Origin of the sequence: Klebsiella sp. MPUS7, from assembly GCF_009905335.1 — a bacterium.
Lineage (GTDB): Bacteria > Pseudomonadota > Gammaproteobacteria > Enterobacterales > Enterobacteriaceae > Klebsiella > Klebsiella grimontii.
Map to the genome: position 1 here is coordinate 496,813 of NZ_CP047604.1, position 26,335 is coordinate 523,147.

The 26,335-nt window shown below is 55.1% G+C and carries 24 protein-coding genes; 13 read left to right on the forward strand and 11 right to left on the reverse strand.

Annotated features, from left to right (window positions below):
- From panF to GUC22_RS02400, 7 genes are all read right to left on the reverse strand, one after another.
- Positions 1 to 1,452 (reverse strand): sodium/pantothenate symporter, encoded by a 1,452-nt coding sequence (gene panF / locus GUC22_RS02370; protein ID WP_004139683.1) that lies wholly within the window; start codon positions 1,450 to 1,452, stop codon positions 1 to 3.
- Positions 1,442 to 1,684: a YhdT family protein gene (locus GUC22_RS02375; RefSeq protein WP_004139687.1), complete on the reverse strand. Its 243-nt coding sequence runs from the start codon at positions 1,682 to 1,684 to the stop codon at positions 1,442 to 1,444. The genes panF and GUC22_RS02375 overlap by 11 nt, the downstream gene beginning before the upstream one ends.
- Positions 1,685 to 1,794: 110 nt before the next feature.
- Positions 1,795 to 3,144, reverse strand: coding sequence for an acetyl-CoA carboxylase biotin carboxylase subunit (accC, locus tag GUC22_RS02380; protein ID WP_004125846.1), 1,350 nt, complete (start codon positions 3,142 to 3,144; stop codon positions 1,795 to 1,797).
- Between the two features lie 10 nt (positions 3,145 to 3,154).
- The gene (accB, locus tag GUC22_RS02385) at positions 3,155 to 3,628 is read right to left on the reverse strand and encodes an acetyl-CoA carboxylase biotin carboxyl carrier protein (RefSeq protein WP_004125844.1); all 474 of its coding nucleotides are present in this window, start codon (positions 3,626 to 3,628) and stop codon (positions 3,155 to 3,157) included.
- A 393-nt stretch (positions 3,629 to 4,021) separates the two neighbouring features.
- On the reverse strand, positions 4,022 to 4,621 hold the full coding sequence (gene msrQ, locus GUC22_RS02390) for a protein-methionine-sulfoxide reductase heme-binding subunit MsrQ (RefSeq protein WP_004139694.1): 600 nt from the start codon (positions 4,619 to 4,621) through the stop codon (positions 4,022 to 4,024).
- Positions 4,621 to 5,622: a protein-methionine-sulfoxide reductase catalytic subunit MsrP gene (gene msrP, locus GUC22_RS02395; RefSeq protein ID WP_049090443.1), complete on the reverse strand. Its 1,002-nt coding sequence runs from the start codon at positions 5,620 to 5,622 to the stop codon at positions 4,621 to 4,623. The genes msrQ and msrP overlap by 1 nt, the downstream gene beginning before the upstream one ends.
- A 77-nt stretch (positions 5,623 to 5,699) precedes the next feature.
- The gene (locus GUC22_RS02400; protein ID WP_004139700.1) at positions 5,700 to 6,674 is read right to left on the reverse strand and encodes an MDR family oxidoreductase; all 975 of its coding nucleotides are present in this window, start codon (positions 6,672 to 6,674) and stop codon (positions 5,700 to 5,702) included.
- A gap of 219 nt (positions 6,675 to 6,893) precedes the next feature.
- On the opposite strand from GUC22_RS02400, the gene csrD reads away from it, so the two are divergent.
- The 9 genes from csrD to fucR all read left to right on the forward strand — a co-directional run bounded on the left by csrD (position 6,894) and on the right by fucR (position 20,004).
- Positions 6,894 to 8,834 carry an RNase E specificity factor CsrD gene (csrD, locus tag GUC22_RS02405; RefSeq protein ID WP_004139703.1) on the forward strand — a complete coding sequence of 647 codons (1,941 nt, stop codon included), beginning with the start codon at positions 6,894 to 6,896 and terminating at the stop codon, positions 8,832 to 8,834.
- 305 nt (positions 8,835 to 9,139) lie between these two features.
- Positions 9,140 to 10,183 carry a rod shape-determining protein MreB gene (gene mreB / locus GUC22_RS02410; protein ID WP_002918653.1) on the forward strand — a complete coding sequence of 348 codons (1,044 nt, stop codon included), beginning with the start codon at positions 9,140 to 9,142 and terminating at the stop codon, positions 10,181 to 10,183.
- 70 nt (positions 10,184 to 10,253) lie between these two features.
- Entirely contained in the window at positions 10,254 to 11,240 is a 987-nt protein-coding gene (gene mreC, locus GUC22_RS02415) for a rod shape-determining protein MreC (RefSeq protein WP_004125831.1), read from the forward strand.
- Positions 11,240 to 11,728: a rod shape-determining protein MreD gene (mreD, locus tag GUC22_RS02420; protein WP_004125830.1), complete on the forward strand. Its 489-nt coding sequence runs from the start codon at positions 11,240 to 11,242 to the stop codon at positions 11,726 to 11,728. The genes mreC and mreD overlap by 1 nt, the downstream gene beginning before the upstream one ends.
- 7 nt (positions 11,729 to 11,735) lie before the next feature.
- Positions 11,736 to 12,317 carry a Maf family protein gene (locus tag GUC22_RS02425; RefSeq protein WP_064411739.1) on the forward strand — a complete coding sequence of 194 codons (582 nt, stop codon included), beginning with the start codon at positions 11,736 to 11,738 and terminating at the stop codon, positions 12,315 to 12,317.
- Between the two features lie 2 nt (positions 12,318 to 12,319).
- Positions 12,320 to 13,789, forward strand: a complete 1,470-nt coding sequence (gene rng, locus GUC22_RS02430) for a ribonuclease G (RefSeq protein ID WP_004125826.1) — start codon at positions 12,320 to 12,322, stop codon at positions 13,787 to 13,789.
- 78 nt (positions 13,790 to 13,867) lie between these two features.
- Positions 13,868 to 17,665: an AsmA2 domain-containing protein YhdP gene (gene yhdP / locus GUC22_RS02435; RefSeq protein ID WP_049130444.1), complete on the forward strand. Its 3,798-nt coding sequence runs from the start codon at positions 13,868 to 13,870 to the stop codon at positions 17,663 to 17,665.
- 88 nt (positions 17,666 to 17,753) lie between these two features.
- Positions 17,754 to 19,199, forward strand: coding sequence for a metalloprotease TldD (gene tldD / locus GUC22_RS02440; protein ID WP_024360655.1), 1,446 nt, complete (start codon positions 17,754 to 17,756; stop codon positions 19,197 to 19,199).
- Between the two features lie 58 nt (positions 19,200 to 19,257).
- The gene (gene fucR / locus GUC22_RS02445; RefSeq protein WP_024360656.1) at positions 19,258 to 20,004 is read left to right on the forward strand and encodes an L-fucose operon activator; all 747 of its coding nucleotides are present in this window, start codon (positions 19,258 to 19,260) and stop codon (positions 20,002 to 20,004) included.
- Here fucR and aaeR read toward each other — a convergent pair.
- Positions 20,001 to 20,930, reverse strand: coding sequence for an HTH-type transcriptional activator AaeR (gene aaeR / locus GUC22_RS02450; RefSeq protein WP_004139722.1), 930 nt, complete (start codon positions 20,928 to 20,930; stop codon positions 20,001 to 20,003). The two genes, fucR and aaeR, sit on opposite strands and share 4 nt — an antisense overlap.
- A 131-nt stretch (positions 20,931 to 21,061) precedes the next feature.
- Between aaeR and aaeX the strand changes: the two genes are divergently transcribed.
- The 4 genes from aaeX to GUC22_RS02470 all read left to right on the forward strand — a co-directional run bounded on the left by aaeX (position 21,062) and on the right by GUC22_RS02470 (position 24,594).
- On the forward strand, positions 21,062 to 21,265 hold the full coding sequence (gene aaeX, locus GUC22_RS02455; protein WP_002918640.1) for a p-hydroxybenzoic acid efflux pump operon protein AaeX: 204 nt from the start codon (positions 21,062 to 21,064) through the stop codon (positions 21,263 to 21,265).
- Positions 21,266 to 21,272: 7 nt separating this feature from the next.
- Positions 21,273 to 22,205, forward strand: coding sequence for a p-hydroxybenzoic acid efflux pump subunit AaeA (aaeA, locus tag GUC22_RS02460; protein WP_004139725.1), 933 nt, complete (start codon positions 21,273 to 21,275; stop codon positions 22,203 to 22,205).
- Positions 22,206 to 22,210: 5 nt separating this feature from the next.
- Positions 22,211 to 24,178 carry a p-hydroxybenzoic acid efflux pump subunit AaeB gene (gene aaeB / locus GUC22_RS02465; RefSeq protein ID WP_024360657.1) on the forward strand — a complete coding sequence of 656 codons (1,968 nt, stop codon included), beginning with the start codon at positions 22,211 to 22,213 and terminating at the stop codon, positions 24,176 to 24,178.
- Positions 24,179 to 24,318: 140 nt separating this feature from the next.
- Entirely contained in the window at positions 24,319 to 24,594 is a 276-nt protein-coding gene (locus GUC22_RS02470; RefSeq protein WP_004139730.1) for a barstar family protein, read from the forward strand.
- Between the two features lie 50 nt (positions 24,595 to 24,644).
- Here GUC22_RS02470 and yhcN-B read toward each other — a convergent pair whose 3' ends face one another.
- The 3 genes from yhcN-B to argR all read right to left on the reverse strand — a co-directional run bounded on the left by yhcN-B (position 24,645) and on the right by argR (position 26,103).
- Positions 24,645 to 24,911 (reverse strand): DUF1471 family stress response protein YhcN-B, encoded by a 267-nt coding sequence (yhcN-B, locus tag GUC22_RS02475; protein WP_004106229.1) that lies wholly within the window; start codon positions 24,909 to 24,911, stop codon positions 24,645 to 24,647.
- Between the two features lie 103 nt (positions 24,912 to 25,014).
- Positions 25,015 to 25,278: a peroxide/acid stress response protein YhcN gene (yhcN, locus tag GUC22_RS02480; protein WP_004106226.1), complete on the reverse strand. Its 264-nt coding sequence runs from the start codon at positions 25,276 to 25,278 to the stop codon at positions 25,015 to 25,017.
- A gap of 354 nt (positions 25,279 to 25,632) precedes the next feature.
- A complete protein-coding gene (argR, locus tag GUC22_RS02485; RefSeq protein ID WP_004106225.1) occupies positions 25,633 to 26,103 on the reverse strand; it encodes a transcriptional regulator ArgR in 471 nt (156 codons plus the stop codon).
- Positions 26,104 to 26,335: the final 232 nt, after the last annotated feature.

Sequence of the window (26,335 nt, forward strand, 5' to 3'; positions counted from 1 at the left end):
TTATTTATCAGTAGTCAATACGGCGGCTTGCGGGGCGGAGGTACCGAACCGGTTTCCGACCAGGAAAGCCAATAAGCTTAACAGCAACGAGGGCACTATCGGATGGAAGCCCAGGTACTGAAGATTAAAAGTGGCGAGTATGGCATAGAGTACGCCGCCGACGATCATCGCGCTCAATGCGCCTGTTGCATTCGCCCGTTCCCAGTACAGACCCAGAACCAGCGGCCATAAGAACACGGCCTCAAGGCCGCCGAACGCCAGCAGGTTGAGCCAGATGATCATCTCAGGCGGACGCCAGGCGGCCAGCATCATCAGGATCCCCAGCACCAGCGTGGCGATCGTTGAGATCCGCTTTAGCTTCTGTTCATTATGTTTTTTCGTCGGCTGAGCGCTGAGCCAAAGATCTTTAATGATCGTAGCTGAAGCCTGCAATAAATGGGCATTGACGTTCGACATGATCGCGGCCATCGGGGCCGCCAGAAACAGACCCGCAGCCCAGGGGGGGAGAACCTGCACCATCAGGGTCGGGATAACCTGATCCGGGACGGTCAGGTGGGGCAAAACGGCTCTACCCAGCGCGCCGGCCAGATGCATACCAAACATCAGGATCGCGACAACGATGGTACCGATGATGATGCCGCGGTGCACCGCTTTACTATCTTTATAAGAGATGCAGCGCACGGCGGTGTGCGGCAGGCCGATAACCCCGAAGCACACCAGAACCCAGAAGGAGGTCATAAATGCCGGAGTGAGGATATCGTTCGCTCCGTGCGGCGATACCAGCTTCGGGTCGATATGCTGCAGCGTATCCACGGCGTTATGCAATCCGCCTGCCGCGTGTACGACGCCAACCAGCAAGACGATGGTGCCGATCAGCATGACCATACCTTGCATCGTGTCGTTGAGGACGCTGGCGCGGAAGCCGCCGAAGGCGGTGTACAGCGCGATAGTGATGCCGAAGATCAGCAGGCCCGTTTCATATTTGATGCCGGCGGCGGTTTCCAGCAGGCGGGCGCCGCCGATAAACTGCACGGCAATCGCCCCGACAAAGGCGACCAGCAGGCTTACGCTCGCTATCCAGACGACCGCGCGGCTTTGGTAGCGCGCCTGTAGCATATCGTTAAGGGTAATCGCGTTATAGCGCCGCGCCAGAATGGCGAACTTTTTGCCGAGTATCCCTAATGACAGCCAGATTGTTGGCACCTGAATCATCGCCAGCAGCACCCAGCCAAGTCCATATTTATAGGCGGCTCCCGGCCCGCCGATAAAAGAACTGGCGCTGATATAGGTGGCGGTTAGCGTCATTGCGAGAACGAAGCCGCCCATCGAACGGCTACCGAGAAAGTATTCGCTGAGAAAGCTGCCGCTGCTGCGTTTGCGCATCGCGTAAATCGACAGACCAAACACGACCAACAGGTAAACGAGCAGTACAACGATGATTTCAAACTGCATCGTTATCCTCCAGGGAAATATCGCGGAAGATGAAACGCACCATCGCCCAGCACAGCAGAATAAACACCAGCGGTACCAGCAGGCAGGCCATTTCAAACCAGTGCGGCAGACCGGTGATACCAATACCGACGCCCGGCAGATAGGCGGCAGCCAGCCAGGCCGCAAGGTAGAGAAGGGTTAGCCACAGCGCCCAGCGCGCCTCTTTATGGGCCTGAACAAAACGCTTGTCCATTTTTTGTCCCCTGAGGATGAAGAAAGCGGGGATTGTACCGCATGGCAAAGAGGAGGGGAGAGAAAAAGAAAAAAGGCCGGGTTATCCGGCCTTTTGCAACGATGGCAGAATTACTTCTCCTGCAATCCGAGTTTTTTCTCCAGATAGTGGATATTGGTGCCACCATTCTGGAAATGCTCGTCGTTCATGATGCGAATCTGCAGATCAACGTTGGTTTTGATGCCGTCGATAATCAGCTCCTGCAGCGCATTCTTCATGCGGGCAATCGCGACATCACGGTTTTCGCCATAGCAGATCAGCTTCCCGATCATGGAGTCATAGTACGGAGGCACGGTGTAGCCTGCGTAGATATGAGACTCCCAGCGCACGCCAAAACCGCCCGGCGCGTGGAAGCGGGTAATTTTACCCGGGCTCGGCAGGAAGGTATTCGGGTCTTCGGCGTTGATACGGCATTCCACCGCATGGCCTTTAACCACAACTTCTTCCTGCTTGATGGACAGCGGCTGCCCTGCAGCGATACGCAGCTGTTCTTTAATCAGGTCGACGCCGGTGATCATTTCGGTTACCGGATGTTCAACCTGAATACGGGTGTTCATTTCGATGAAATAGAACTCGCCGTTTTCGAACAGAAACTCAAAAGTACCCGCGCCGCGATAGCCGATATCGACGCACGCTTTGGAGCAACGCTCGCCGATATAGCGACGCAGTTCCGGCGTAATGCCCGGCGCTGGCGCCTCTTCGACCACTTTCTGGTGACGACGCTGCATGGAGCAGTCGCGCTCAGCCAGATAGATAGCGTTACCCTGGCCATCAGCCAGTACCTGGATCTCGATGTGACGAGGATTCTCCAGGTATTTCTCCATATACACCATGTCGTTGTTGAAAGCGGCTTTCGCTTCCGCTTTGGTCATGGAGATGGATTGCGCCAGCTCAGCATCGCTGCGCACGACGCGCATACCGCGACCGCCGCCGCCGCCGGAGGCTTTGATAATCACCGGGTAGCCAATGCGTTTTGCATGAGCGCGGTTAACGTCCATATCTTCGCCTAGCGGGCCGTCAGAGCCCGGTACGGTCGGAACGCCGGCTTTCTTCATTGCGGTGATAGCCGACACTTTGTCGCCCATCAGGCGGATGGTGTCAGCTTTCGGACCGATAAAGATAAAGCCGGAACGCTCAACCTGCTCAGCGAAGTTTGCGTTTTCGGACAAAAATCCGTAACCCGGGTGAATAGCCACCGCGCCGGTGATTTCAGCAGCGCTGATAATCGCCGGGATATTAAGGTAGCTTTTTACGGACGGCGCCGGGCCGATACAGACCGTCTCATCCGCTAACAATACGTGTTTTAAATCGCGATCCGCCGTTGAGTGCACAGCAACGGTCTTGATGCCCAGTTCTTTACAGGCACGCAGGATACGCAATGCAATCTCGCCGCGGTTGGCGATAACAATTTTATCCAGCATGTTCGCCTCGTTATTCGATGACGACCAGTGGCTCGTCAAATTCTACCGGTTGACCACTTTCGACCAGAATGGCTTTCACCACGCCGGATTTATCGGCTTCGATCTGGTTCATCATTTTCATGGCTTCAACGATGCACAGGGTATCGCCCGCGTTAACTTTCTGACCGATTTCGATGAAGGCTTTCGCGTCCGGGCTCGGGGTGCGGTAGAAAGTACCAACCATTGGGGAACGTACGATGTGGCCACTGATTTCCGCTGCCGCAGGGGCTTCCATTGCTGGCGTTGCCGCAGAGGCGACTGCGTTAGACAGCGCTGGCTGTTGCTGCATCATCGGTGCGGCATAAGCCTGTTGCATCACCGGGAAACCTGCATTTGGCGCGGCACGGCTGATGCGTACAGACTCTTCGCCTTCAGAAATTTCCAGTTCGGAGATGCCTGATTCTTCAACCAGCTCGATCAGTTTTTTAATCTTACGAATATCCATGAGTGGGTTCCGTACTCTTTGTTTAGTGTGATTGTGACAGGCGTGTTAGCACCGTCTGTAAAGCATATGAATTACTGCTGTTGCAAGACGCCGCGCTTCTTCAGAAGCCGACAGGTTAAGCCTCCGATGCTCGAAAGCAAAAAGCGAAACTTATCGGCCAATATGCGGCTATCTTCTGCCATTCTCGGGTAAAAAACAAAATATACCTTCGATGCGCGATTGTCACCTTTTCGGGACTCAAAAAGCCCGTCAGGAAAACCAAAGTCGCACATTATAACGATTTCGTAGCAATTGGCAGCTAAATACTGGTCTTATCAGGGAAGATTATCAACCGCTATCGTGAAAAGAGTGGCGGTTGATAAAAGAACTGCGGGAAACTGCACATATCCGGAATTAGCGCCACCACTGGCGGAACTTCTTGTATCGCCATGCCAGAAGCAGGACCGCCAGCAGCGCATAAATTATCGGTTGCGGGGATAAAATCTTCACCGACCACAGGTAGTGGATGGGGGCGAGGATCGCGACAACATAGACGAAGTTATGCAATGTTTGCCAGCGACGCCCCAATTTTCGCTGCATCGCTTGCGTTGACGTCGCCGCCAGCGCCAGCAGAATCAGCCAGCTGATTAACCCCAGCGTCAGGTAGGGGCGGGTGAACACTTCTGTACCCAATAGCGTCAGATTGTTAATCCCAAGTTCGAGCAGCGTATAGCTGGTCAAATGCAGCGTTGCCCAGGCAAAGCACCATAAACCGAGTAAACGCCGGGTGCGTATCAATAACGGCTGTTTAGCGTAGCGCGCCAGCGGCGAAACAAGCAAGGTAGCCAGCAGGAATTTAAGAGCCATCCTACCGGTGAAGTGCTGGATATCCTTTGCCGGATCGGCGCTGAAATACCCTTGATGCCCGGCCCAAAACAGCCAGACAAAAGGCAAAAAGCCGGCAAGATGGAGAAGCGCTTTCAGCCAGGTTATCTGCTTTACAGTCAGGCGCACTAGTAATTCTCCCGCAGGTTCAGGCCCCGGTAGAGCGAGGCCACTTCCTCGGCATAGCCGTTGAAGAGCAACGTTGGCTGGCGTTTGACGTCGAGTACGCCGCCTGCGCCGATAAAGCGCTCGGTTGCCTGCGACCAGCGGGGATGATCGACATGCGGGTTGACGTTGGCGTAGAAGCCATATTCCTCAGGCCCGGCGAGGTTCCAGGTGGTGGGGGGACGTTCACGAGTCAGTTCGATACTGACGATCGACTTTATCCCTTTGAAACCGTACTTCCAGGGAACGGTGAGTCGAACCGGAGCGCCGTTTTGCGGGGGCAACGCTTTGCCATACACGCCGACGCTGAGCAGCGTCAGAGGATGCATGGCTTCATCGAGCCGCAGCCCTTCGACATAGGGATACGCCAGCCCGCCGCCGATAAAACGATCCTTCTGGCCCGGCATCTGTTCAGGCGCATAAAGCGTTTTAAACGCGACGTAGCGTGCATTGCTGGTGGGTTCGACCAGCGACAGCAGTTTATGTAGCGGGAAGCCGACCCACGGAATCACCATCGACCAGGCTTCGACGCAGCGCATGCGGTAAATTCTCTCCTCCAGCGGGAAGCGGCTGGTCAGGTCGTCATGATCGAGCGTGAGGGGTTTTGCCACTTCACCGCCGATCGTTAGCGTCCAGGGGTCAGTGCGCAGGCTTCCGGCATTTGCCGCCGGATCGGCTTTATCCAGGCCGAACTCATAAAAGTTGTTGTAGCCTGATACCTTATCTTCCGGCGTTAACGTGAGATTGTTTTGCCATTGCGCCGGTTTATCGAACGTCAGCGCTTTACCCGCCGGTGCCGGCGGGCGGTCGTTGCCTTTAAACCAATCCAGCAGGTCAGCTTGCGCGGAGGGGGAGAGGGAAAGGGCGGTCGCGCTAATCCCCAGCATTTTCAGGACCTGGCGACGTTGCAACATAAAAACGGATTCTGCCGTCACGTCGGCTTCCGTCAGTTTTTTGGGTTTCATGGCATCCTCCGTCATGCGTTTTTCTTAGCATGGCGGAGGCGCAGCGTTATTGCGAATATGTCACGAAAAATTGCAGATTAGGCGATTTTGACCAGCGTGCGGCCCTGAATTTTATTGCTCATGATCTTATCGGCAAACGCAGGGGCTTCCGCGAGGGTGATTTCCGTTGCGCTTTGCGCGTAGAAAGATTCCGGGAGATCGCGAACCAGCCGCTGCCAGGCCTCGGCCCGGCGCGCGGGAGGGGTCATCACCGAGTCAACGCCCTGCAGGCGCACGTTACGCAGAATAAAGGGCATCACGGTAGTGGGCAGAGCAAAGCCGCCTGCCAGACCGCAGGCGGCGACGCAGCCGCCGTAGTTCATCTGCGCCAGTACTTTTGCCAGCACTTTATCGCCAACGGTGTCAACGGCACCGGCCCACAGCTGTTTTTCCAGCGGCCGGGTTTCGGCGAACTCATCGCGGCTAAGAATGCGCTGAGCGCCGAGGTTTTTAAGATATTCATGCGTGCTTTCGCGCCCGGAAACCGCCGCCACCTTGTACCCGAGATGATGCAGCAAAGCGACCGCGGTGCTGCCGACACCGCCGCTGGCCCCGGTGACCACCACTTCGCCGTCTTCAGGACGGATCCCGGCGTCTTCCAGCGCCATCACGCACAGCATCGCGGTGAAACCCGCGGTACCAATCACCATGGCTTTACGTCCATCCAGGCCTTGAGGCATCGCCACCAGCCAGTCGCCTTTAACGCGAGCGCGCTCCGCCAGACCGCCCCAGTGGTTTTCCCCCACGCCCCATCCGGTCAGCAGCACCTGCTGGCCGGCGTGGAAGCGAGGATCTTCGCTGCTGTGGACAAAACCGGCAAAATCGATGCCAGGAATCATCGGAAAGTTGCGGATAATTTTTCCTTTCCCGGTGATAGCCAGCGCATCTTTATAGTTGAGGCTGGACCATTGGACATCCACTGTCACATCGCCCTGTGGCAGCTGGCTGGCGTCAATGGTTTGCACCGAAGAGAGAGTTTTGCCATCCTGCTGTTCTAAGATTAAAGCCTGCATGCGCCGGTCCTCATAGGTTGGATGATTGGAAAATTTTTTCTGCAGACTATACTCGCTAACGGCATTATTACACCGACGTAACGCAATAAATTGCCAGATGCGCCAGCTTTGATAGTATGCGTCGCTCTTTAGAAAGTTAGTGCTTACTTTAGTTTAGGCGCCAGCACAGGAGCCCGGATGTTTATCGGGTAGTCATTCACACGCGGAGTTAACACAGGGATGCGATTAACGACGAAATTCTCAGCTTTTGTCACGTTGCTCACCGGCCTGACGATCTTTGTCACGCTGATTGGCGCTTCGCTGAGTTTTTATAACGGCATTCAGCTAAAAATGACTAACCGCGTTCAGGCGGTGGCGACGATGCTGGATAACCGTCTGGTCTCTATGTCCTTTGACCAGATTGAACCGCAGATGGATGAACTGATGACGCCGGTCGAAGCGGTGCGCGTTGATTTTCAGCTCAATGGCAAGTCGGTCTATAGCCATTCTCGCACCGATAACTATCGCCCTTTAGGCAGCAGCAAGCAGTTTCGCGCTATCACGGTCCCGTCGCTCAAACACCCAGGTATGGCTATCCATCTGGTATACCTGGATCCCATGGCCAATTACTTCCGTTCACTGCACGTCACCGCGCCGCTTTCCATCGCCATTGGTTTTATGGTGCTGATTATCTTTTTCTCCGTGCGCTGGATCCGTCGCCAGCTGGCGGGCCAGGAGCTACTGGAGCTTCGCACTGCGCGTATTCTTAATGGCGAACGTGGACCGCAGGTGCGCGGATCGGTACACGAGTGGCCAGCGAACACCAGTAGCGCGCTGGATATGCTGCTATCCGAACTTCAGTTCGCCAGCGATCAGCGAAGCCGCATGGATACCCTGATTCGTTCCTATGTCGCGCAGGATTCAAAAACCGGGCTGAGTAACCGATTATTTTTTGATAACCAGCTATCGACGCTGCTTGAAGATCAGGAGAAGGTGGGGTCATACGGCATCGTTATGATGATCCGCCTGCCGGATTTCGACCTGCTTCGCGATAACTGGGGGCGCGCGGCGACCGAAGAGCATTACTTTACGCTGATCAACATGCTTTCCACTTTCATCATGCGTTACCCTGGCGCGCTGCTGGCTCGCTACCATCGCAGCGATTTTGCCGTCTTGCTTCCGCATCGTACGTTAAAAGAGGCGGACAGCATTGCCGGGTTGCTATTGAAAGCCATGGACGCTCTGCCGCCGACGCGCATTCTCGATCGTGACGATATGATGCATATCGGGATCTGTGCTTTCCGTAGCGGGCAAACGGCGGCTCAGGTGATGGAACATGCGGAAGCGGCTACGCGCAATGCGGTGCTGCAGGGCAGCAATAGCTGGGCTGTCTATGATGACTCTCTGCCGGAGAAAGGGCGTGGCAACGTGCGCTGGCGTACCCTTATCGAGCAGATGCTCAGCCGAGGCGGGCCGCGACTTTACCAGAAACCGGCGGTGACTCGCGACGGTCGCGTACATCATCGCGAGCTAATGTGCCGTCTGTATGATGGCAAGGAAGAGGTGATTGCGGCGGAATATATGCCGATGGTGCTGCAGTTTGGCCTGGCGGAAGAGTATGACCGCCTGCAAATTACGCGACTGCTGCCGTTTTTAGGCTTCTGGCCGGAAGAAAACCTCGCGCTGCAGGTGACGGTTGAGTCTTTAATCCGCCCCCGATTCCAGCGCTGGCTGCGCGATACTTTGATGCAATGCGAAAAATCGCACCGTCGACGTATTATTTTTGAACTTGCAGAGGCGGATGTTTGTCAATATATCGGCCGCCTGCAGCCGGTTATGCGGTTGGTTAACGCTTTAGGTATTCGGATCGCCGTTGTTCAGGCCGGTCTGACGCTGGTTGGAACTAGCTGGATCAAGCAGCTCGACGTTGAAGTGATTAAGCTGCATTCGGGGTTATCGCGCAATATAGAAAAACGCAGTGAAAATCAGCTGCTGGTCCAGAGCCTGGTTGAGGCCTGTAAAGGAATGCCGGTTCAGGTTTTCGCAACCGGCGTGCTCAGCCGAAGCGAGTGGCAGGTGCTGTCTCAATGCGGTGTTACCGGCGGTCAGGGGGAATTTTTTGCCGCCTCACAGCCACTTGACACAAATGTGAAAAAATATTCGCAAAGATACTCTGTTTGATCTGCCGTTTAGCGTGATTTCACGTAGAATAATGCGCGCCATAGTGATGGGGGTGTGCTTGTCTACCTGCCGGATTGTCGCAATGTAAATGCCAGTGAATGACCTTTGACAGGTTGCAGATTCAAGCGCGGAGCGCTGCTGAAGATTTCTGCGTCGGACGGACTCAGTCAAATTTGTAACAAAGGTAACGAACTGCACTAATTTTCACCGCAGCAGATGATTTTTGCGCCTTGTCGCTGCTGCGCGTGGTTGGTAAAGTAAGCGGATTTTGTTTTCCGCCCCAGCTTTCAGGATTATCCCTTAGTATGTTAAAAAAATTTCGTGGCATGTTTTCCAATGACCTGTCCATTGACCTGGGTACCGCGAATACCCTGATTTATGTAAAAGGACAAGGCATCGTATTGAATGAGCCTTCCGTTGTGGCCATTCGTCAGGATCGTGCCGGATCGCCGAAAAGCGTCGCCGCTGTGGGTCATGAAGCGAAGCAGATGCTTGGGCGTACACCGGGCAACATTGCAGCTATTCGCCCAATGAAAGACGGCGTTATCGCCGACTTCTTCGTTACCGAAAAAATGCTCCAGCACTTTATTAAACAGGTGCACAGCAACAGCTTTATGCGTCCGAGCCCGCGCGTGCTGGTCTGCGTACCGGTTGGCGCGACCCAGGTTGAACGTCGCGCGATTCGCGAATCCGCACAGGGCGCTGGCGCCCGTGAAGTCTTCCTGATTGAAGAGCCGATGGCGGCTGCGATCGGCGCCGGTCTGCCGGTCTCCGAAGCGACGGGTTCGATGGTTGTGGATATCGGCGGCGGTACCACTGAAGTGGCGGTTATCTCTCTGAACGGTGTGGTTTACTCCTCCTCCGTCCGTATCGGCGGCGACCGTTTTGACGAAGCCGTCATTAATTATGTCCGTCGTAACTATGGCTCCCTGATCGGCGAAGCGACCGCAGAACGTATTAAGCACGAGATCGGTTCCGCTTATCCGGGTGATGAAGTTCGCGAAATCGAAGTTCGCGGGCGTAACCTTGCTGAAGGCGTGCCGCGCGGCTTTACGCTGAACTCTAACGAAATCCTCGAAGCGCTGCAGGAGCCGTTGACCGGCATCGTCAGCGCGGTGATGGTCGCGCTGGAACAGTGCCCGCCGGAACTGGCTTCCGATATCTCCGAACGCGGAATGGTTCTGACCGGCGGTGGCGCACTGTTGCGCAACCTTGACCGTCTGTTAATGGAAGAGACAGGAATACCTGTCGTAGTTGCAGAAGATCCACTGACCTGCGTCGCTCGTGGCGGCGGCAAGGCACTGGAAATGATCGATATGCACGGCGGCGACTTGTTCAGCGAAGAGTAGTCAGCCTGAGATCCGGGTAGCTGGCTTACGGCTGCCCCGATCTTAACTGACACGAGAATACGCATAGCCTATGAAGCCAATTTTTAGCCGTGGCCCGTCGCTACAGATTCGCCTTATTCTGGCGGTTTTGGTGGCGCTTGGCGTGATAATCGCCGACAGCCGCCTGGGTACGTTCAGCCAAATTCGAACGTACATGGATACTGCCGTCAGCCCTTTCTACTTTGTTTCTAATGGTCCACGGGAATTGCTGGATAGCGTTTCGCAAACGCTGGCCACCCGCGACCAGCTCGAACTGGAAAACCGCGCGTTGCGCCAGGAACTGTTGCTGAAGAACAGCGATCTGTTGATGCTGGGCCAGTACAAGCAGGAGAACGCGCGTCTGCGGGAACTGCTGGGCTCTCCGCTGCGTCAGGACGAGCAAAAAATGGTGACGCAGGTCATCTCAACGGTTAACGACCCCTATAGCGATCAGGTCGTTATCGATAAAGGCAGCGTTAACGGCGTTTATGAAGGCCAGCCGGTGATCAGCGATAAAGGCGTTGTGGGTCAGGTGGTGGCGGTGGCGAAACTGACCAGCCGCGTGCTGCTGATTTGCGATGCCACGCATGCGTTACCGATTCAGGTACTGCGTAACGATATTCGCGTGATTGCCGCAGGCAACGGCTGTACCGACGATTTGCAGCTGGAACATCTGCCGGCCAATACCGATATTCGCGTCGGCGACGTCCTGGTGACTTCGGGCCTCGGCGGCCGCTTCCCTGAAGGGTATCCGGTAGGGGTGGTTTCGTCCGTTAAGCTGGATACGCAGCGCGCGTATACGGTGATTCAGGCGCGTCCGACAGCCGGTCTGCAGCGCCTGCGTTACCTGCTGCTGCTATGGGGAGCCGATCGCAACGGCGCGAATCCGATGACGCCGGAAGAGGTTCATCGCGTAGCGAATGAACGCCTGATGCAGATGATGCCGCAGGTTCTGCCTGCGCCAGATGCGATGGGGCCGCAGATGCCGGCTCCGGCAACCGGTATGCCACAGCAGTCTCAGCCAGCGGGGGGGCAATAGTGGCAAGTTACCGTAGCCAGGGACGCTGGGTTATCTGGCTCTCGTTTCTTATCGCACTATTGCTGCAAATAATGCCCTGGCCGGCGGACATTAGCGTTTACCGGCCAAACTGGGTATTGCTTATCCTGTTGTACTGGATCCTCGCGCTGCCCCACCGGGTTAATGTCGGCACAGGCTTTGTGATGGGGGCGATCCTCGATCTCATCAGCGGCTCGACGCTTGGCGTTCGCGCACTATCATTAAGTATTGTGGCTTATCTGGTCGCGCTGAAATATCAGCTGTTCCGCAATCTGGCGCTCTGGCAACAGGCTCTAGTAGTCGTCATGTTATCCCTCTCCGTGGATATCATTGTTTTCTGGGCAGAGTTTTTAGTGATCAACGTCTCTTTCCGTCCGGAAGTGTTCTGGAGTAGTGTAGTAAACGGTGTGCTCTGGCCATGGATTTTCCTGCTGATGCGTAAAGTGCGCCAGCAGTTTGCGGTGCAATAAGGTTGATATGACGACTCTGTATCTTGCTTCAGGTTCTCCGCGTCGGCAGGAACTGCTGACTCAGCTTGGCCTCGCTTTTGAGCGCGTGGTTCCCGGTATTGAGGAACTGCGCCGCCCGCAGGAGAGCGCTCAGCAGTATGTGGTCCGTCTGGCGCGCGAAAAGGCGCAGGCTGGCGTCGCGCTGGCACCGCGCGATCTGCCCGTTTTGGGCGCGGATACCATTGTCATCCTGAACGGTGAAGTGCTGGAAAAACCGCGCGATGCCGGGCACGCCGCAGAAATGTTGCGCATGCTTTCCGGCAAAACCCATCAGGTGATGACCGCCGTGGCGCTGGCCGATAAGCAGCAGACGCTGGATTGCCTGGTGGTCACGGAGGTTACTTTCCGCGTGCTCTCAGTACAGGATATCGCCGATTATGTCGCCAGCGGCGAACCGTTAGATAAAGCAGGTGCATACGGTATTCAGGGGTTGGGTGGCTGTTTCGTCAGGAAGATAAATGGCAGCTATCACGCCGTAGTTGGCTTACCGCTAGTGGAAACGTATGAGTTGCTAAGTAACTTTAACTCACTGCGTGAAGAAAAGGGATAAAGATGACTGCTGAACTATTAGTTAACGTAACGCCATCAGAAACGCGCGTCGCTTACATTGATGGCGGTATTCTTCAGGAAATTCATATTGAGCGTGAAGCGCGACGCGGAATAGTAGGCAATATCTACAAGGGTCGTGTCAGTCGGGTGCTGCCGGGAATGCAGGCGGCTTTTGTAGATATTGGCCTGGATAAGGCCGCGTTTCTGCACGCTTCCGATATTATGCCGCATACCGAGTGCGTGGCGGGCGAAGAGCAAAAGCAGTTCGCCGTCCGCGATATCTCCGAGCTGGTGCGTCAGGGGCAGGATTTAATGGTGCAGGTGGTGAAAGATCCTCTCGGCACCAAAGGCGCCCGCCTGACCACCGATATCACCATTCCTTCTCGCTATCTGGTCTTTATGCCCGGGGCTTCGCACGTCGGCGTCTCTCAGCGTATTGAAAGCGAAGCGGAACGCGAACGCCTGAAAAAAGTGGTCTCTGAATACTGTGACGAACAGGGCGGATTCATTATCCGTACCGCGGCGGAAGGCGTTCATGAGCAGGAGATGGCCGCAGATGCCGCCTATCTCAAGCGCGTCTGGACAAAAGTGATGGAGCGCAAAAAGCGCCAGCAGACGCGTTATCAAATGTACGGTGAGCTGGCGCTGGCGCAGCGCGTGCTGCGTGATTTCGCCGATGCGCATCTTGACCGTATTCGCGTGGACTCCCGTCTGACCTACGAATCGCTGCTTGAGTTTACCGCCGAATATATTCCGGAGATGACCAGCAAGCTGGAGCATTACAGCGGCCGCCAGCCGATTTTCGATCTTTTCGACGTGGAAAACGAAATTCAGCGCGCGCTGGAGCGTAAAGTTGAGCTGAAATCAGGCGGTTATCTGATCATTGATCAAACGGAAGCGATGACCACCGTTGATATCAACACCGGCGCATTCGTCGGTCACCGTAATCTTGACGATACTATCTTTAATACCAATATTGAGGCGACCCAGGCGATTGCTCGTCAGCTACGGCTGCGCAATCTCGGTGGGATTATCATCATTGATTTCATTGATATGAACAATGAAGATCACCGTCGCCGGGTGCTGCACTCTCTTGAGCAGGCGCTGAGCAAAGACCGGGTTAAAACCAGCATTAACGGCTTCTCCCAGCTTGGACTGGTAGAGATGACCCGCAAGCGCACTCGTGAAAGCGTGGAGCACGTGCTGTGTAATGAGTGTCCTACCTGCCACGGGCGCGGTACGGTGAAAACGGTGGAAACGGTGTGCTATGAAATCATGCGCGAAATCGTGCGCGTGCATCACGCCTACGATTCCGACCGATTCCTGGTCTATGCTTCTCCTGCGGTAGCGGAAACGCTGAAAGGGGAAGAGTCGCACGCGCTGGCAGAAGTCGAGATCTTTGTCGGTAAGCAGGTCAAAGTACAGATTGAACCGCTCTATAATCAAGAGCAGTTTGATGTCGTAATGATGTAATCATCCGTTTGCTTGCTGATGTCGGGATAAAGAGGCGGGCGATAGGATGACGCGTAACAGGCTGACAAGGAGAGATGCGTGAGGCGACTGCCCGGGATATTACTGCTCACCGCGGCAACATTGATTGTTGTCGTCGCACTGCTGGTGAGCGGTCTGCGTCTCGTTCTGCCGCAGTTGAACAGCTGGCGTCCACAGGTGCTGGAAAAAGTCTCCGCGATGGCCGGCGTGCCGGTCGATGCCTCAAACATTGTCGCCAGCTGGCAGACGTTTGGCCCGACGCTTGATGTCCGTGATGTTAAGGCCGGCCTGAATGACGGCGGTGAGCTTTCCGTCAAACGCGTCACTCTGGCACTCGACGTCTGGCAAAGCCTGCTGCATATGCGCTGGCAGTTTCGCGATCTAACCTTCTGGCAGCTGCAGATTCATACCAATACTCCTATTCAAACCAATAACGGCGGTGAAGGGCTGAAAACCGACCGTATCAGCGATCTTTTTCTCCGCCAGTTCGACCACTTTATCCTTCGCGATAGCCATCTGAGCTTCCTGACGATCTCGGGTCAGCGGGCAGAACTCTCGATCCCGCAGCTTACCTGGCTGAACGGTAAAAATCGCCATCGCGCTGAGGGGCAGCTTAGTCTTAGCAGCCTGACCGGCCAGCATGGCGTGATGCAGGTGCGCATGGACCTGCGCGATGAAGACGGCTTGCTCAATAAGGGGCGCGTCTGGCTTCAGGCCGATGATATCGACGTTAAGCCATGGCTTGGTCGCTGGATGCAGGACAACATCGCCCTGCAAAGCGCGCGGTTTAGCCTCGAAGGCTGGATGACTATCGATAAAGGCGACGTCGCCAGCGGGGATGTATGGCTGAAAAAAGGCGGCGCCAGCTGGCAGGGCGACAAAGATAAGCATCATCTCTCGGTTGATAATCTGACGGCGCACATCTATCGCGATAATCAAAGCTGGGGCTTTGACATCCCTGATACGCGCATTTCGATGGATAATAAACCCTGGCCGCGCGGCGCGCTGTCGATGGCGTGGATCCCGGCTCAGGATGTGGGTGGAAAAAATGGTCAACGCAGCGATGAGCTGCGCATTCGCGCCAGCAATCTTAACCTTAGCGGCCTGACCGGGCTGCAGCCGATGGCGGATAAACTGGCGCCGTCGCTGGGCGAAATCTGGCGTACGACGCAGCCGGACGGCAAAATTAACCTTCTGGCGCTGGATATTCCGCTGCAGATGGCGGAAAAAACGCGCTTTCAGGCGGACTGGAGCGACATGTCCTGGAAGCAGTGGAAGCTGCTGCCAGGGGCTGAGCATTTCTCCGGCAACATTGCCGGCAGCGTGGAAAACGGTACCCTGCATGCCCGCATGACGCAGGCGAGAATGCCCTATGAAACGGTCTTTCGCGCGCCGCTGGAGATCGCCCGGGGCGATGCGACCCTCAACTGGGTGAAGAATGACAAAGGTTTTATGCTCGATGGTCGCGACATCGACGTACAGGCAACCGGCGTTCGCGCCCGCGGCGGGTTCCGCTATCTACAGCCGCAGGGTGATGAACCCTGGCTCGGTATTCTGGCCGGTATCAGTACCAACGACGGCGGTCAGGCATGGCGCTACTTCCCGGAAAATCTGATGGGCAAAGCGCTGGTGGATTACCTCAGCGGAGCGATTAAAGGCGGCCAGGCCACCGATGCCACGCTGGCTTATGGCGGCAACCCGCACCTTTTCCCGTATAAGCATAATGAGGGGCAATTCCAGGTTACGGTGCCGCTCAAGAACGCCACCTTTGCCTTTCAGCCTGACTGGCCTGCGCTAACCGGCCTGAATATCGACCTTAACTTTATCAATGACGGACTATGGATGAAGGCCGATAAGGCGATGCTCGGCAAAGTGACCGCCAGCAATCTCGACGCGGTAATTCCCGACTATTCGCGTGAAAAGTTATTAATTGATGCCGATGTTAACGGTCCGGGTAAAGAAGTTGGCCCTTATTTTAACGAGACGCCGCTGAAAGAGACGCTGGGGGCGGCGCTGGGTGAGCTTCAGTTGGACGGTGGTGTGAGCGCTCGCTTACATCTTGATATCCCCCTGGATGGCGAGATGACCACCGCTAAGGGTGATGTCCGGCTGAACAATAACAGCTTATTTATCAAGCCTATTGATACTACATTGCAGAACCTGAGCGGTAAATTCAGCTTCGTAAACGGCGACCTGAAAAGCGAACCGATGAGCGCGACCTGGTTTAATCAGCCGCTGAATATCGATTTCTCGACCACCGAAGGCGCGAAAGCATTCCTGGTAGACGTCGGGATGAACGCCAGCTGGCAGCCCGCGCGTACCGGTTTACTGCCGAAAGCCCTGGAAGGTGCCCTGAGCGGCAGCGTGCCCTGGGACGGTAAAGTCGCGATTGAGCTTCCGTATCGCGGTAGCGCGAGCTATAAGGTGGATGTTAACGCTGACCTGAAGAATGTAAGTAGTCACTTACCTGCGCCGGTCGATAAACAGGCCGGTGAGCCTTTGCCGGTAAACATTAAGGTTGATGGCGGCCTAAGCAGCTTTACTCTGGCTGGCTCCGTGGGGGCGAAAAATCATATCAATAGCCGCTGGCTGCTGGGTCATAAGCTGACTCTGGACCGCGCTATTTTAACCACTGACAGTAAAGCCGTGTCGCCGCTTCCCGAGCAGCCTGGCGTGGAGCTGAATATGCCGCCGATGGATGGCGCGCAATGGCTTGCGCTGTTCCAGGGCGGCGCGGCCAATGACGTCAGCAGCAATATGGTTTTCCCCGAGCAGGTCACGCTGCGTACGCCGGTGTTAACGATGGCGGGCCAGAGCTGGAATAACGTCAGCCTTGTTTCCCAACCCGGCGCCGGAGGGACGAAGATTGAAGCCCAGGGGCGTGAAGTTAACGCCACCCTGACGATGCGCAAAAACGCGCCGTGGCTGGCAGCCATTCGCTATCTCTACTACAACCCCACTGCAGCGAAAAGCGGCGGGACTGAAAAAAGCAGCGGCCCTCTGGCTGACGCCAAAATTGATTTCCACGGCTGGCCGGACCTTCAGCTTCGCTGCGCCGAGTGCTGGCTGTGGGGGCAAAAATATGGTCGCATCGAAGGCGATTTTGATATCCGCGGCGATACCCTGACGCTGGCAAATGGCCTGGTGGATACCGGGTTTGGCCGCCTGACGACCGATGGCGTATGGGTAAGCGCGCCGACGGGCGTACGAACCTCTTTAAAAGGTAAACTGCACGGTAATAAAACCGATGATTTCGTCAACTTCTTCGGCGTGTCCACGCCGGTAAAAGGTTCTTCGTTTGATATTGATTATGACCTTCACTGGCGTGCGCCGCCGTGGCAGCCCGATGTTGCCTCGCTGAACGGGATCCTGAAAAGCCGTCTTGGGAAAGGCGAGTTTACCGATCTCAGCACCGGCCACGCCGGCCAGCTGCTGCGTTTGTTGAGCGTTGACGCGCTGCTTCGCAAGCTGCGTTTCGACTTTAGCGATACCTTCAGCGAAGGTTTCTACTTCGATTCCATTCGCAGTACGGCGTGGATTAAAGACGGCGTTCTGCATACCGACGATACGCTGGTTGATGGTCTGGAAGCGGATATCGCCATGAAGGGGTCGGTGGATCTTGTCCGCCGTCAGCTGGATATGCAGGCCGTGGTCGCGCCGGAAATTTCCGCGACCGTGGGCGTCGCCGCGGCCTTTGCCGTTAACCCGATAATCGGCGCCGCGGTCTTTGCCGCCAGTAAGGTGCTGGGGCCGCTGTGGAATAAGGTTTCAATTCTGCGCTATCGCATCACCGGTCCTATCGATCAGCCGCAAATTAACGAAGTGCTGCGCCAGGCGCGGAGCGACAAAAAGCAATGATTTGACGATTGTGCGTAATTACCGCACTCTCAATAGAGAGCCTATTTTATTTCCGCCCGAGAGGCGGCAACAAACGAGTAGCAAAACGATGAGTCTGAACCTGGTAAGTGAACAATTACTGTCGGCAAACGGCCTGAATCATCAGGATCTGTTTACCATTCTTGGCCAGCTGGCCGAGCGCCGTCTGGATTACGGCGATCTCTATTTTCAGTCGAGCTATCACGAGTCCTGGGTTCTTGAAGACAGCATCATTAAAGATGGTTCGTACAATATCGACCAGGGCGTCGGCGTCCGTGCGGTGAGCGGGGAAAAAACCGGCTTTGCCTATGCGGACCAGATTAGCCGACTGGCGCTGGAACAGAGCGCGCAGGCGGCGCGTACCATTGTACGCGACCACGGCGATGGTAAAGTTCATACCCTCGGCGGAGTGGAGTACAGCTCCCTCTATACCAGCATCGACCCGCTGCAAAGCATGAGTCGGGAAGAGAAGCTGGATATTCTGCGCCGGGTAGATAAAACCGCTCGCGCGGCCGATAAACGGGTGCAGGAAGTTTCCGCCAGCCTGACCGGCGTCTACGAGTTAATTCTTGTGGCCGCCACCGACGGCACGCTGGCGGCGGACGTGCGCCCGCTGGTTCGTCTTTCCGTCAGCGTGCTGGTGGAAGAGGATGGCAAACGCGAACGCGGCGCCAGCGGCGGCGGCGGTCGCTTTGGCTACGACTATTTCCTGGCCTCCCAGGATGGCGATGTGCGCGCGGATGTTTGGGCGAGAGAAGCCGTGCGTATGGCGCTGGTCAATCTGACCGCCGTCGCCGCGCCCGCCGGAATGCTGCCGGTCGTACTGGGCGCGGGCTGGCCTGGCGTGCTGCTTCATGAAGCCGTCGGTCACGGACTGGAAGGCGATTTTAACCGTCGGGGGACGTCGGTATTCAGCGGCCATATGGGTGAGCTGGTGGCCTCAGAGCTGTGCACCGTAGTGGATGATGGCACCATTGCCAACCGTCGCGGCTCCGTCGCCATTGATGACGAAGGTACCCCGGGTCAGTATAACGTTTTGATTGAAAACGGCATTCTCAAAGGCTATATGCAGGACAAGCTCAATGCCCGGCTGATGGGCGTGGCGCCAACCGGCAACGGTCGTCGCGAATCCTACGCGCATCTGCCTATGCCGCGTATGACCAACACCTACATGCTGGCGGGAAAATCCACGCCGCAGGAGATTATCGAATCGGTCGATTACGGCATCTACGCGCCGAACTTTGGCGGCGGTCAGGTGGATATCACCTCCGGCAAATTTGTCTTCTCCACGTCTGAAGCCTACCTGATTGAAAAAGGCAAAGTGACCAAAGCGGTGAAGGGGGCGACGCTTATCGGTTCAGGTATCGAAGCGATGCAGCAGATTTCGATGGTGGGGAACGATCTGAAGCTGGACAGCGGCGTCGGCGTTTGCGGCAAAGAGGGCCAGAGCGTACCGGTTGGCGTCGGTCAGCCAACGCTCAAAGTGGATAAACTCACCGTCGGCGGTACTGCCTGATACCTCTCAATGCGCTTTCGCTCGCGGCGAAAGCGCACATCACCTCCGCGGGGTCGCGATGAAAGCCGCGCGTCAGCAGCAGATAGTCGAGTTACTCAGTCAGCACCACACCCTAACTACTGAAGCGTTATCCCAGCTTCTGCAGGTCAGCATCGAGACCGTTCGTCGCGATTTGAGCGAGCTGCAGAAACAGGGAAGTATCCAGCGTAGCCACGGACAGGCGCGCGTTCTCCTGCGCGATAATCACAACGGCGAGAAGCCGTTTCATCGCCGCGTGAAAAGCCATTATGCCCATAAATCTGATATTGCCCGTACCGCGCTGGCGTGGATTGATGAAGGCATGACGATCGCGCTGGATGCCAGCTCAACCTGCTGGTTTCTGGCGCGTCAGCTACCGAATAGTAACCTGACGGTGTTTACCAACAGCCATCCGGTCTGCGTAGAGCTGGGCCGCCGTGAGCGGATCCAACTGATCAGCGCCGGTGGTCAGCTTCAGCGTCAATATGGCTATTACGTTAACCCTGCGCTGTTATCGCAGGTCAAATCGCTGGAGATCGATCTATTCATTTTTTCCTGCGAGGGGATCGATAACGACGGCGTGCTCTGGGATTCCAGCGCCAATAATGCCGCTTACAAATCGCTGCTGCTGAAACGGGCGGCACAGTCGCTATTGTTAATCGACAAAAGCAAATTTCATCGCTCCGGCGAGGTGCGCATCGGCAATCTCCGCGACGTGACGCAGATCATTTCCGATGCCGGGCCTGATAATACGTTATTACCCTTTTTCGCAGGCTCTGGCCGCTAGCGGGCTATCCCCCGACCGCGCATACCCTGGTAAATATTTGCCACCCCGACGAAATACTCAGTCAGATAATTAATGCATACCTGTACCTTCAGGGGCAGCTTATCTTTCTCGGTATATAGCGCGTACACCGGGCGCGGATCGGACTGGTAGCTCGGCAGCAGAATCTCCAGTTCGCCGCGGTTGATCTCTTCGATCGCCCACATCAGCGGAACGTAAGCCACGCCGACGCCTGCCGTTAGCCAGCGCACCAGCGTCATCGGATCGTTAGTGACGAATCTGCCCTGAGGGATCAGCTTGGTTGAAATGCCTTCCGGGGCGATGATTTCAAATTCGTTATCCGGCCGGACGCTGTATTCCAGCCAGGAGTGGCTGGCGAGATCCGCCGGCTTTTCCGGACATCCGGCGTGCTGGAGATAGCTTTTCGCCGCGCAGAGCACCATTGGCATAGAGCCCAGACGGCGGGAAAAGAGGCTGGAGTCCTGCAGCGCTCCCACGCGAATCACCACGTCCAGACCGTCTGCGATCAGGTCCGGCGCCGGGATGCCGGTGACCAGGTTGATGGAGAGCCCCGGGTGCTCTTTGAGCATATCGGCCGTTATGCGAGCCAGGACATTCTGTGCCATAGTTGAAGAACAGCCGATGCGCAGCGTACCGATGGGCGTATTGTTAAACGCGTATAGCTGTTCATGGACATCCTGGACTTCGAACAGCATCCGCCGACAGCCTTGATAATATATTTTTCCCGCTTCGGTTAAGCCAAGACTGCGCGTACTGCGGTTGAGTAGCTTAACCTGCAGCTCATCTTCCAGTTTAGCTACCGTCTGGCTGATGGAAGAAACGCTCATCTGGAGCTGGCGGGCCGCGGCGGTAAAGGAACCTAATTCCACCACTCTGGCAAATACGGACATGCGTTTTAATCGTTCCATTATTCACTCTGGCTTAAAAGTGATTTAGATCACACATTATAGATAAGACCGCAATTGTTACGTTACTATATAGTTAGCTTAATAATAAACGCATCGCGCATATCACCTGTACGCTTCTTATCAAGGTCATCATGAGTCTGTTTCCTGTCATTGTGATTTTCGGCTTGTCGTTTCCGCCGATCTTCTTTGAGTTGCTATTGTCGCTAGCCATCTTTTGGCTGGTGCACCGCCTGCTGGTTCCGACCGGCATCTATGATTTTGTCTGGCATCCGGCACTGTTTAATACCGCGCTCTATTGCTGCCTGTTTTATCTGATATCGCGTTTGTTCGTTTGAGGTAGATGTGAAAACACTAACAAGAAATATCCTCCGTACCGCAATCACTGTGATACTGGTTATCCTGGCATTTGTGGCGATTTTTCGCGCATGGGTGTATTACACCGCCTCGCCCTGGACGCGCGATGCGCGCTTTAGTGCGGATATTGTGGCCATCGCTCCCGATGTTTCCGGCCTGATTTCGCAGGTGAATATCAAGGATAACCAACTGGTTAAGAAAGACCAGGTTTTGTTCGTCATTGACCAGCCGCGTTACCAGAAAGCCTTAGCTGAGGCTGAAGCCGATGTCTCCTATTACCAGACTCTGGCGCAGGAGAAGCGCGTTGAAGCCGGCCGTCGTAACCGCCTTGGCGTCCAGGCCATGTCCCGGGAGGAGATTGACCAGGCGAATAACGTTCTGCAAACCGTTGAGCATCAGTTGGCAAAAGCGACCGCGAGTCGCGATCTGGCGAAGCTTGATCTTGAACGCACGGTCATTCGCGCCCCGGCTGACGGCTGGGTGACGAACCTGAACGTCTACAGCGGCGAGTTTATCACCCGCGGTTCTACCGCGGTTGCGCTGGTCAAGCAGAATACCTTCTATGTGATGGCCTACCTGGAAGAGACCAAGCTTGAGGGCGTGCGCCCCGGCTTCCGCGCCGAAATTACCCCGCTGGGAAGCGTGCAAACTCTTAAAGGCACCGTCGACAGCATCGCTGCTGGGGTCACCAATGCCAGCAGCAGCAGCGATACGAAAGGGCTGGCCTCTATTGACTCTAATCTTGAATGGGTACGCCTGGCGCAGCGGGTGCCGGTACGTATTCACCTTGACCAGCAGCAGGGCAACCTCTGGCCGGCCGGGACGACCGCGACGGTGGTGATCACCGGTAAAGACGACCGCGATTCCAGCCGGACAAGTTTCTTCCAGAAACTGGCGATGCGCCTGCGTGAGTTCGGTTAATCGCCATGGGGATTTTCACCATCGAACCCCGGCATCTCCGCTTTGCCGTTAAATTAGCCTGTGCGGTAGTGCTGGCGTTATTCGTCGGTTTTCACTTTCAGCTGGAAACACCGCGCTGGGCGGTGCTTACCGCAGCCATCGTGGCCGCCGGCCCGGCGTTTGCCGCCGGCGGAGAGCCTTACTCCGGGGCTATCCGCTATCGCGGGATGCTGCGTATTGTCGGTACCTTTATCGGTTGTATCGCCGCGCTGGCGATTATCATCCTGATGATTCGCGCCCCGCTGCTGATGGTGCTGGTCTGCTGCCTGTGGGCAGGGTTCTGTACCTGGATCTCCTCGCTGGTGCGGGTTGAGAACTCCTATGCCTGGGGCCTGGCGGGCTATACCGCGCTTATCATTATTATCACTATCCACGAAGAGCCGATGCTGGCGCCGCAGTTCGCCGTCGAACGGTGCAGTGAAATTGTTGTTGGTATCGTCAGCGCCATCGTGGCCGACCTGCTATTTTCGCCGCGTTCGATTAAAAAAGAGATCGACCTTGAGCTGGATAACCTGCTGATCGATCAATACCGCCTGATGCAGCTTTGCGTGGCGTATGCCGATAAAGATGAAGTCGATAAGGCCTGGAGCGCGCTGGTTCGCCGCACCAACGGACTGGAAGGGATGCGCGGAAACTTAATTATGGAGTCTTCGCGCTGGGCAAAAGTGAACCAGCGGCTGAAGGCGATCAATACCCTCTCTCTGACCTTAATTACCCAAGCCTGTGAAACCTATTTGATTCAGAATACCCGGCCTGAGATGGTCACCGATGACTACCGCGAGCTGTTCGCTGAACCGGTTGAGACCGTGCAGGACGTGCACCGCCAGTTAAAGCGGATGCGCCGCTTTTTGACCTGGAAGGGAGAGCACAATACGCCGGTGACGATCTACAGCTGGGTCGGGGCCGCGACGCGCTATCTGCTTTTGAAGCGGGGCGTGGTCGGCAATACCAAAATCAGCCGTATTGAAGCGGAAGTGCTGCAAGGCGAAGTGGTGGTGAAGGCGGAATCCGCCGAGCGACACCATGCGATGGTCAACTTTTGGCGTACGTCTATCTCCTGTATCCTCGGTACGCTGTTCTGGCTGTGGACCGGCTGGACTTCAGGGAGCGGGGCGATGGTGATGATCGCGGTTGTTACGGCCTTAGCGATGCGTTTACCTAATCCGCGAATGGTGGCTATCGATTTCCTCTACGGCACGCTGGCGGCATTACCGCTGGGGGCGCTGTTTTTCCTCGTGATTATGCCCGCGACGCAGCAAAGTATGCTGCTGCTGTGCATCAGCCTGGCGGTGATGGCATTTTTTATCGGTATCGAGGTGCAAAAGCGGCGGCTGGGTTCGCTGGGGGCGCTGGCCAGCACCATTAATATTCTGGTGCTGGATAATCCGATGAAGTTTCAATTCAACCAATTTCTGGATAGCGCCTTAGGCCAGATCGTGGGGTGTTTCCTCGCGCTGATGGTGATCTTACTGGTTCGCGATAACTCTCAGGCTCGCACCGGTCGCGTGTTGCTCAACCAGTTTGTCTCGGCGGCGGTATCATCGCTGACCACCAATACGGCGCGACGCAAAGAAAACCATTTGCCGGCCCTGTATCGTCAGCTCTTTTTGTTGCTGAATAAATTCCCCGGCGATATCGCGCGCTTTCGTTTGGCGCTGACCCTGATTATTGCCCATCAGCGCCTGCGCGACGCGCCAGTACCGATAAATGACGACCTGTCGGTATTTCACCGGCAGCTGCGTCGTACGGCGGATCGCGTCATTTCCGCCAGCAGCGATGATAAGCGCCGCTACTATTTTGCCCGCCTGCTTGATGAGCTGGATATCTACCAGCAAAAATTACAGCTCTGGGAAGCCTCTCCGCAGGTGACCGAGCCGGTGCGAAGGCTGGTGGAGATGCTGCATAAGTACCAGCATGTATTAACCAATAGCTAGCCGCCAGAACCGACGCCTGAAGCGTCGGTTTTTTTATCGCTATACTTAATTGTCTGAGTATGAATTCCACCGTCAGAGTGGAACTACACGCCGGGATGACCGGGCTATGAAAAGTTGCAGGTGTGGACAGGATGCGGGCAATGGCTACCTATACCTTTGATTTTGATGAAATAGCTGAACAGCAGGATTTTTATCGTGAGTTTTCACGTACCTTTGGCTTAGCGCGTGAGAAGGTGAACAACCTTGATTCGCTGTGGGAAGCGGTGACCGCCGGGCTACTGCCTCTGCCGCTGGAGATTGAGTTTATTCATTTAAGCGATAATCAGCGACGGCGCTTTGGCGCGATAATATTGCTATTTGATGAGGCGGAAGAAGAGCTGGAAGGGGAGCTTCGTTTTAATGTGCGGCAGCCATAAAAAAGCCCCCGACAGAGCGGGGGCAAGTCGTCGGATAAGACGACGAGGGTTTATTTGTACAGCTCAGCCGTAGCGTGCCAGTTATCGCCGGTACGGGCTTCAATAATACGGTAGCTGCTGGCGCCTTCTTTTTCAGCTTTAGCCGCCAGTTCCTGGCGCATATCCATCGGCGCGCTGCCTACCTGAGAAACGGAAACGGTGCCCATGGACTGCAGATTTTGCGCCTGTTCAGCGTTCACTTGATTAACGGCGGCGTTTGCGCCGAAAGAGAGAACGGAAGCCAGACCCAGGGATGCGATGATAATTGCGCTTTTCATAATTTTTTCTCCAACCTTATTATTTGCAGCGGCGGAAGGTTTTAATGAACCTGAGGCCGCTGGAGAGATTCTGTTTCAGTTAATGACCGACAATCGTTAAATCTTATTTATACAGTTCAGCCGTAGCGTGCCAGTGGTCACCGGTACGTGCTTCGATAATGCGATAAGAGGAAGCACCTTCTTCTTGCGCTTTCTTGTTCAGCATTTCGTGCATATCCATCGGGGAAGAACTTACCGCGCCGACGGAAACGGTGCCGATTGCCTGACGGCCTTGAGCCTGTTCGCTGTTAATGGAGTCAGCGGCGAAGGCGCCGAAAGACAGAACGGAAAGGATGCTTAATGCTGCTACAGTGGTTTTGATTTTCATGATGTTCACCTCGTCGAATCTTTTTGTTGGGGGTCTTTGTTTCGTGACCCTCATCACAAAATCAAGTATACACTAATCACTGAAAATATTAATACCTTGCTAATTGTTTTTCATGTAAATAATCACAAAGAAATGTCTTTTTTATAACGTATAAGAATTAGAAATGTCACAATTTCGCCAGGATAGGCAATAATAATTAATAAAATCATTAAGTTATATGGATTTGATCTTTTGTGCGCTTAAGCCGGTTTCATCACGTAAATGAATGTATAGAAGCGGAAAAACACACAAAATGTTAAAGAAATGATAATTTTTTGAAGGAATATCCTCTGGCGTTAACCAGAGGGAAGGGCATCAGAGTTCCTGCTCAAACAGGACGAGGATAGCGTCATGCAGCTCTTTAACGGTAAAACCCCTGGCCGGAGTGGTAAAGATAGTATCATCACCGGCAATGCTGCCGAGAATACCCTCGGCTTTGCCCAGGGAGTCCAGAAGCCGGGCGATCAGCTGTGCTGCGCCTGGGCTGGTATGAATAACCACGACCGAATCGTTATAGTCGATATCCAGCACCAGGTTTTTTAGCGGGCTGGAGGTCGTCGGGACGCCAAGCTCGGCGGGCAGGCAGTAAACCATTTCCATTTTGGCGTTACGCGTGCGTACGGCGCCAAACTTGGTGAGCATACGTGAGACTTTCGATTGGTTGATATTATCGAAGCCTTCCTCTTGCAGGGCCTGTACGATTTCACCTTGAGAGCTGAATTTTTCTTCTTTAAGCAGCGCTTTAAACGCCTTAACCAGTTCTTCTTGTTTTGCCGAACTACGCATAAGTCACCCAATTATGGTGGTAAAAACAACATCATTATGCATAAACATGCATTTTTATGCAAATAATCCGCGGGGAGAAGCGTAAATAATGTTATGAAGGGCGCATATTTTAGCAAAAAACCCTAATAAGGAACATGCTTTCGTCACGGGGCGCAAATTGCTACAAAAGTAAATGAAATGTTATTAAATGATGTTGTTCTGCTCAACGCGCTGGGTGTATTGTAACCAACAG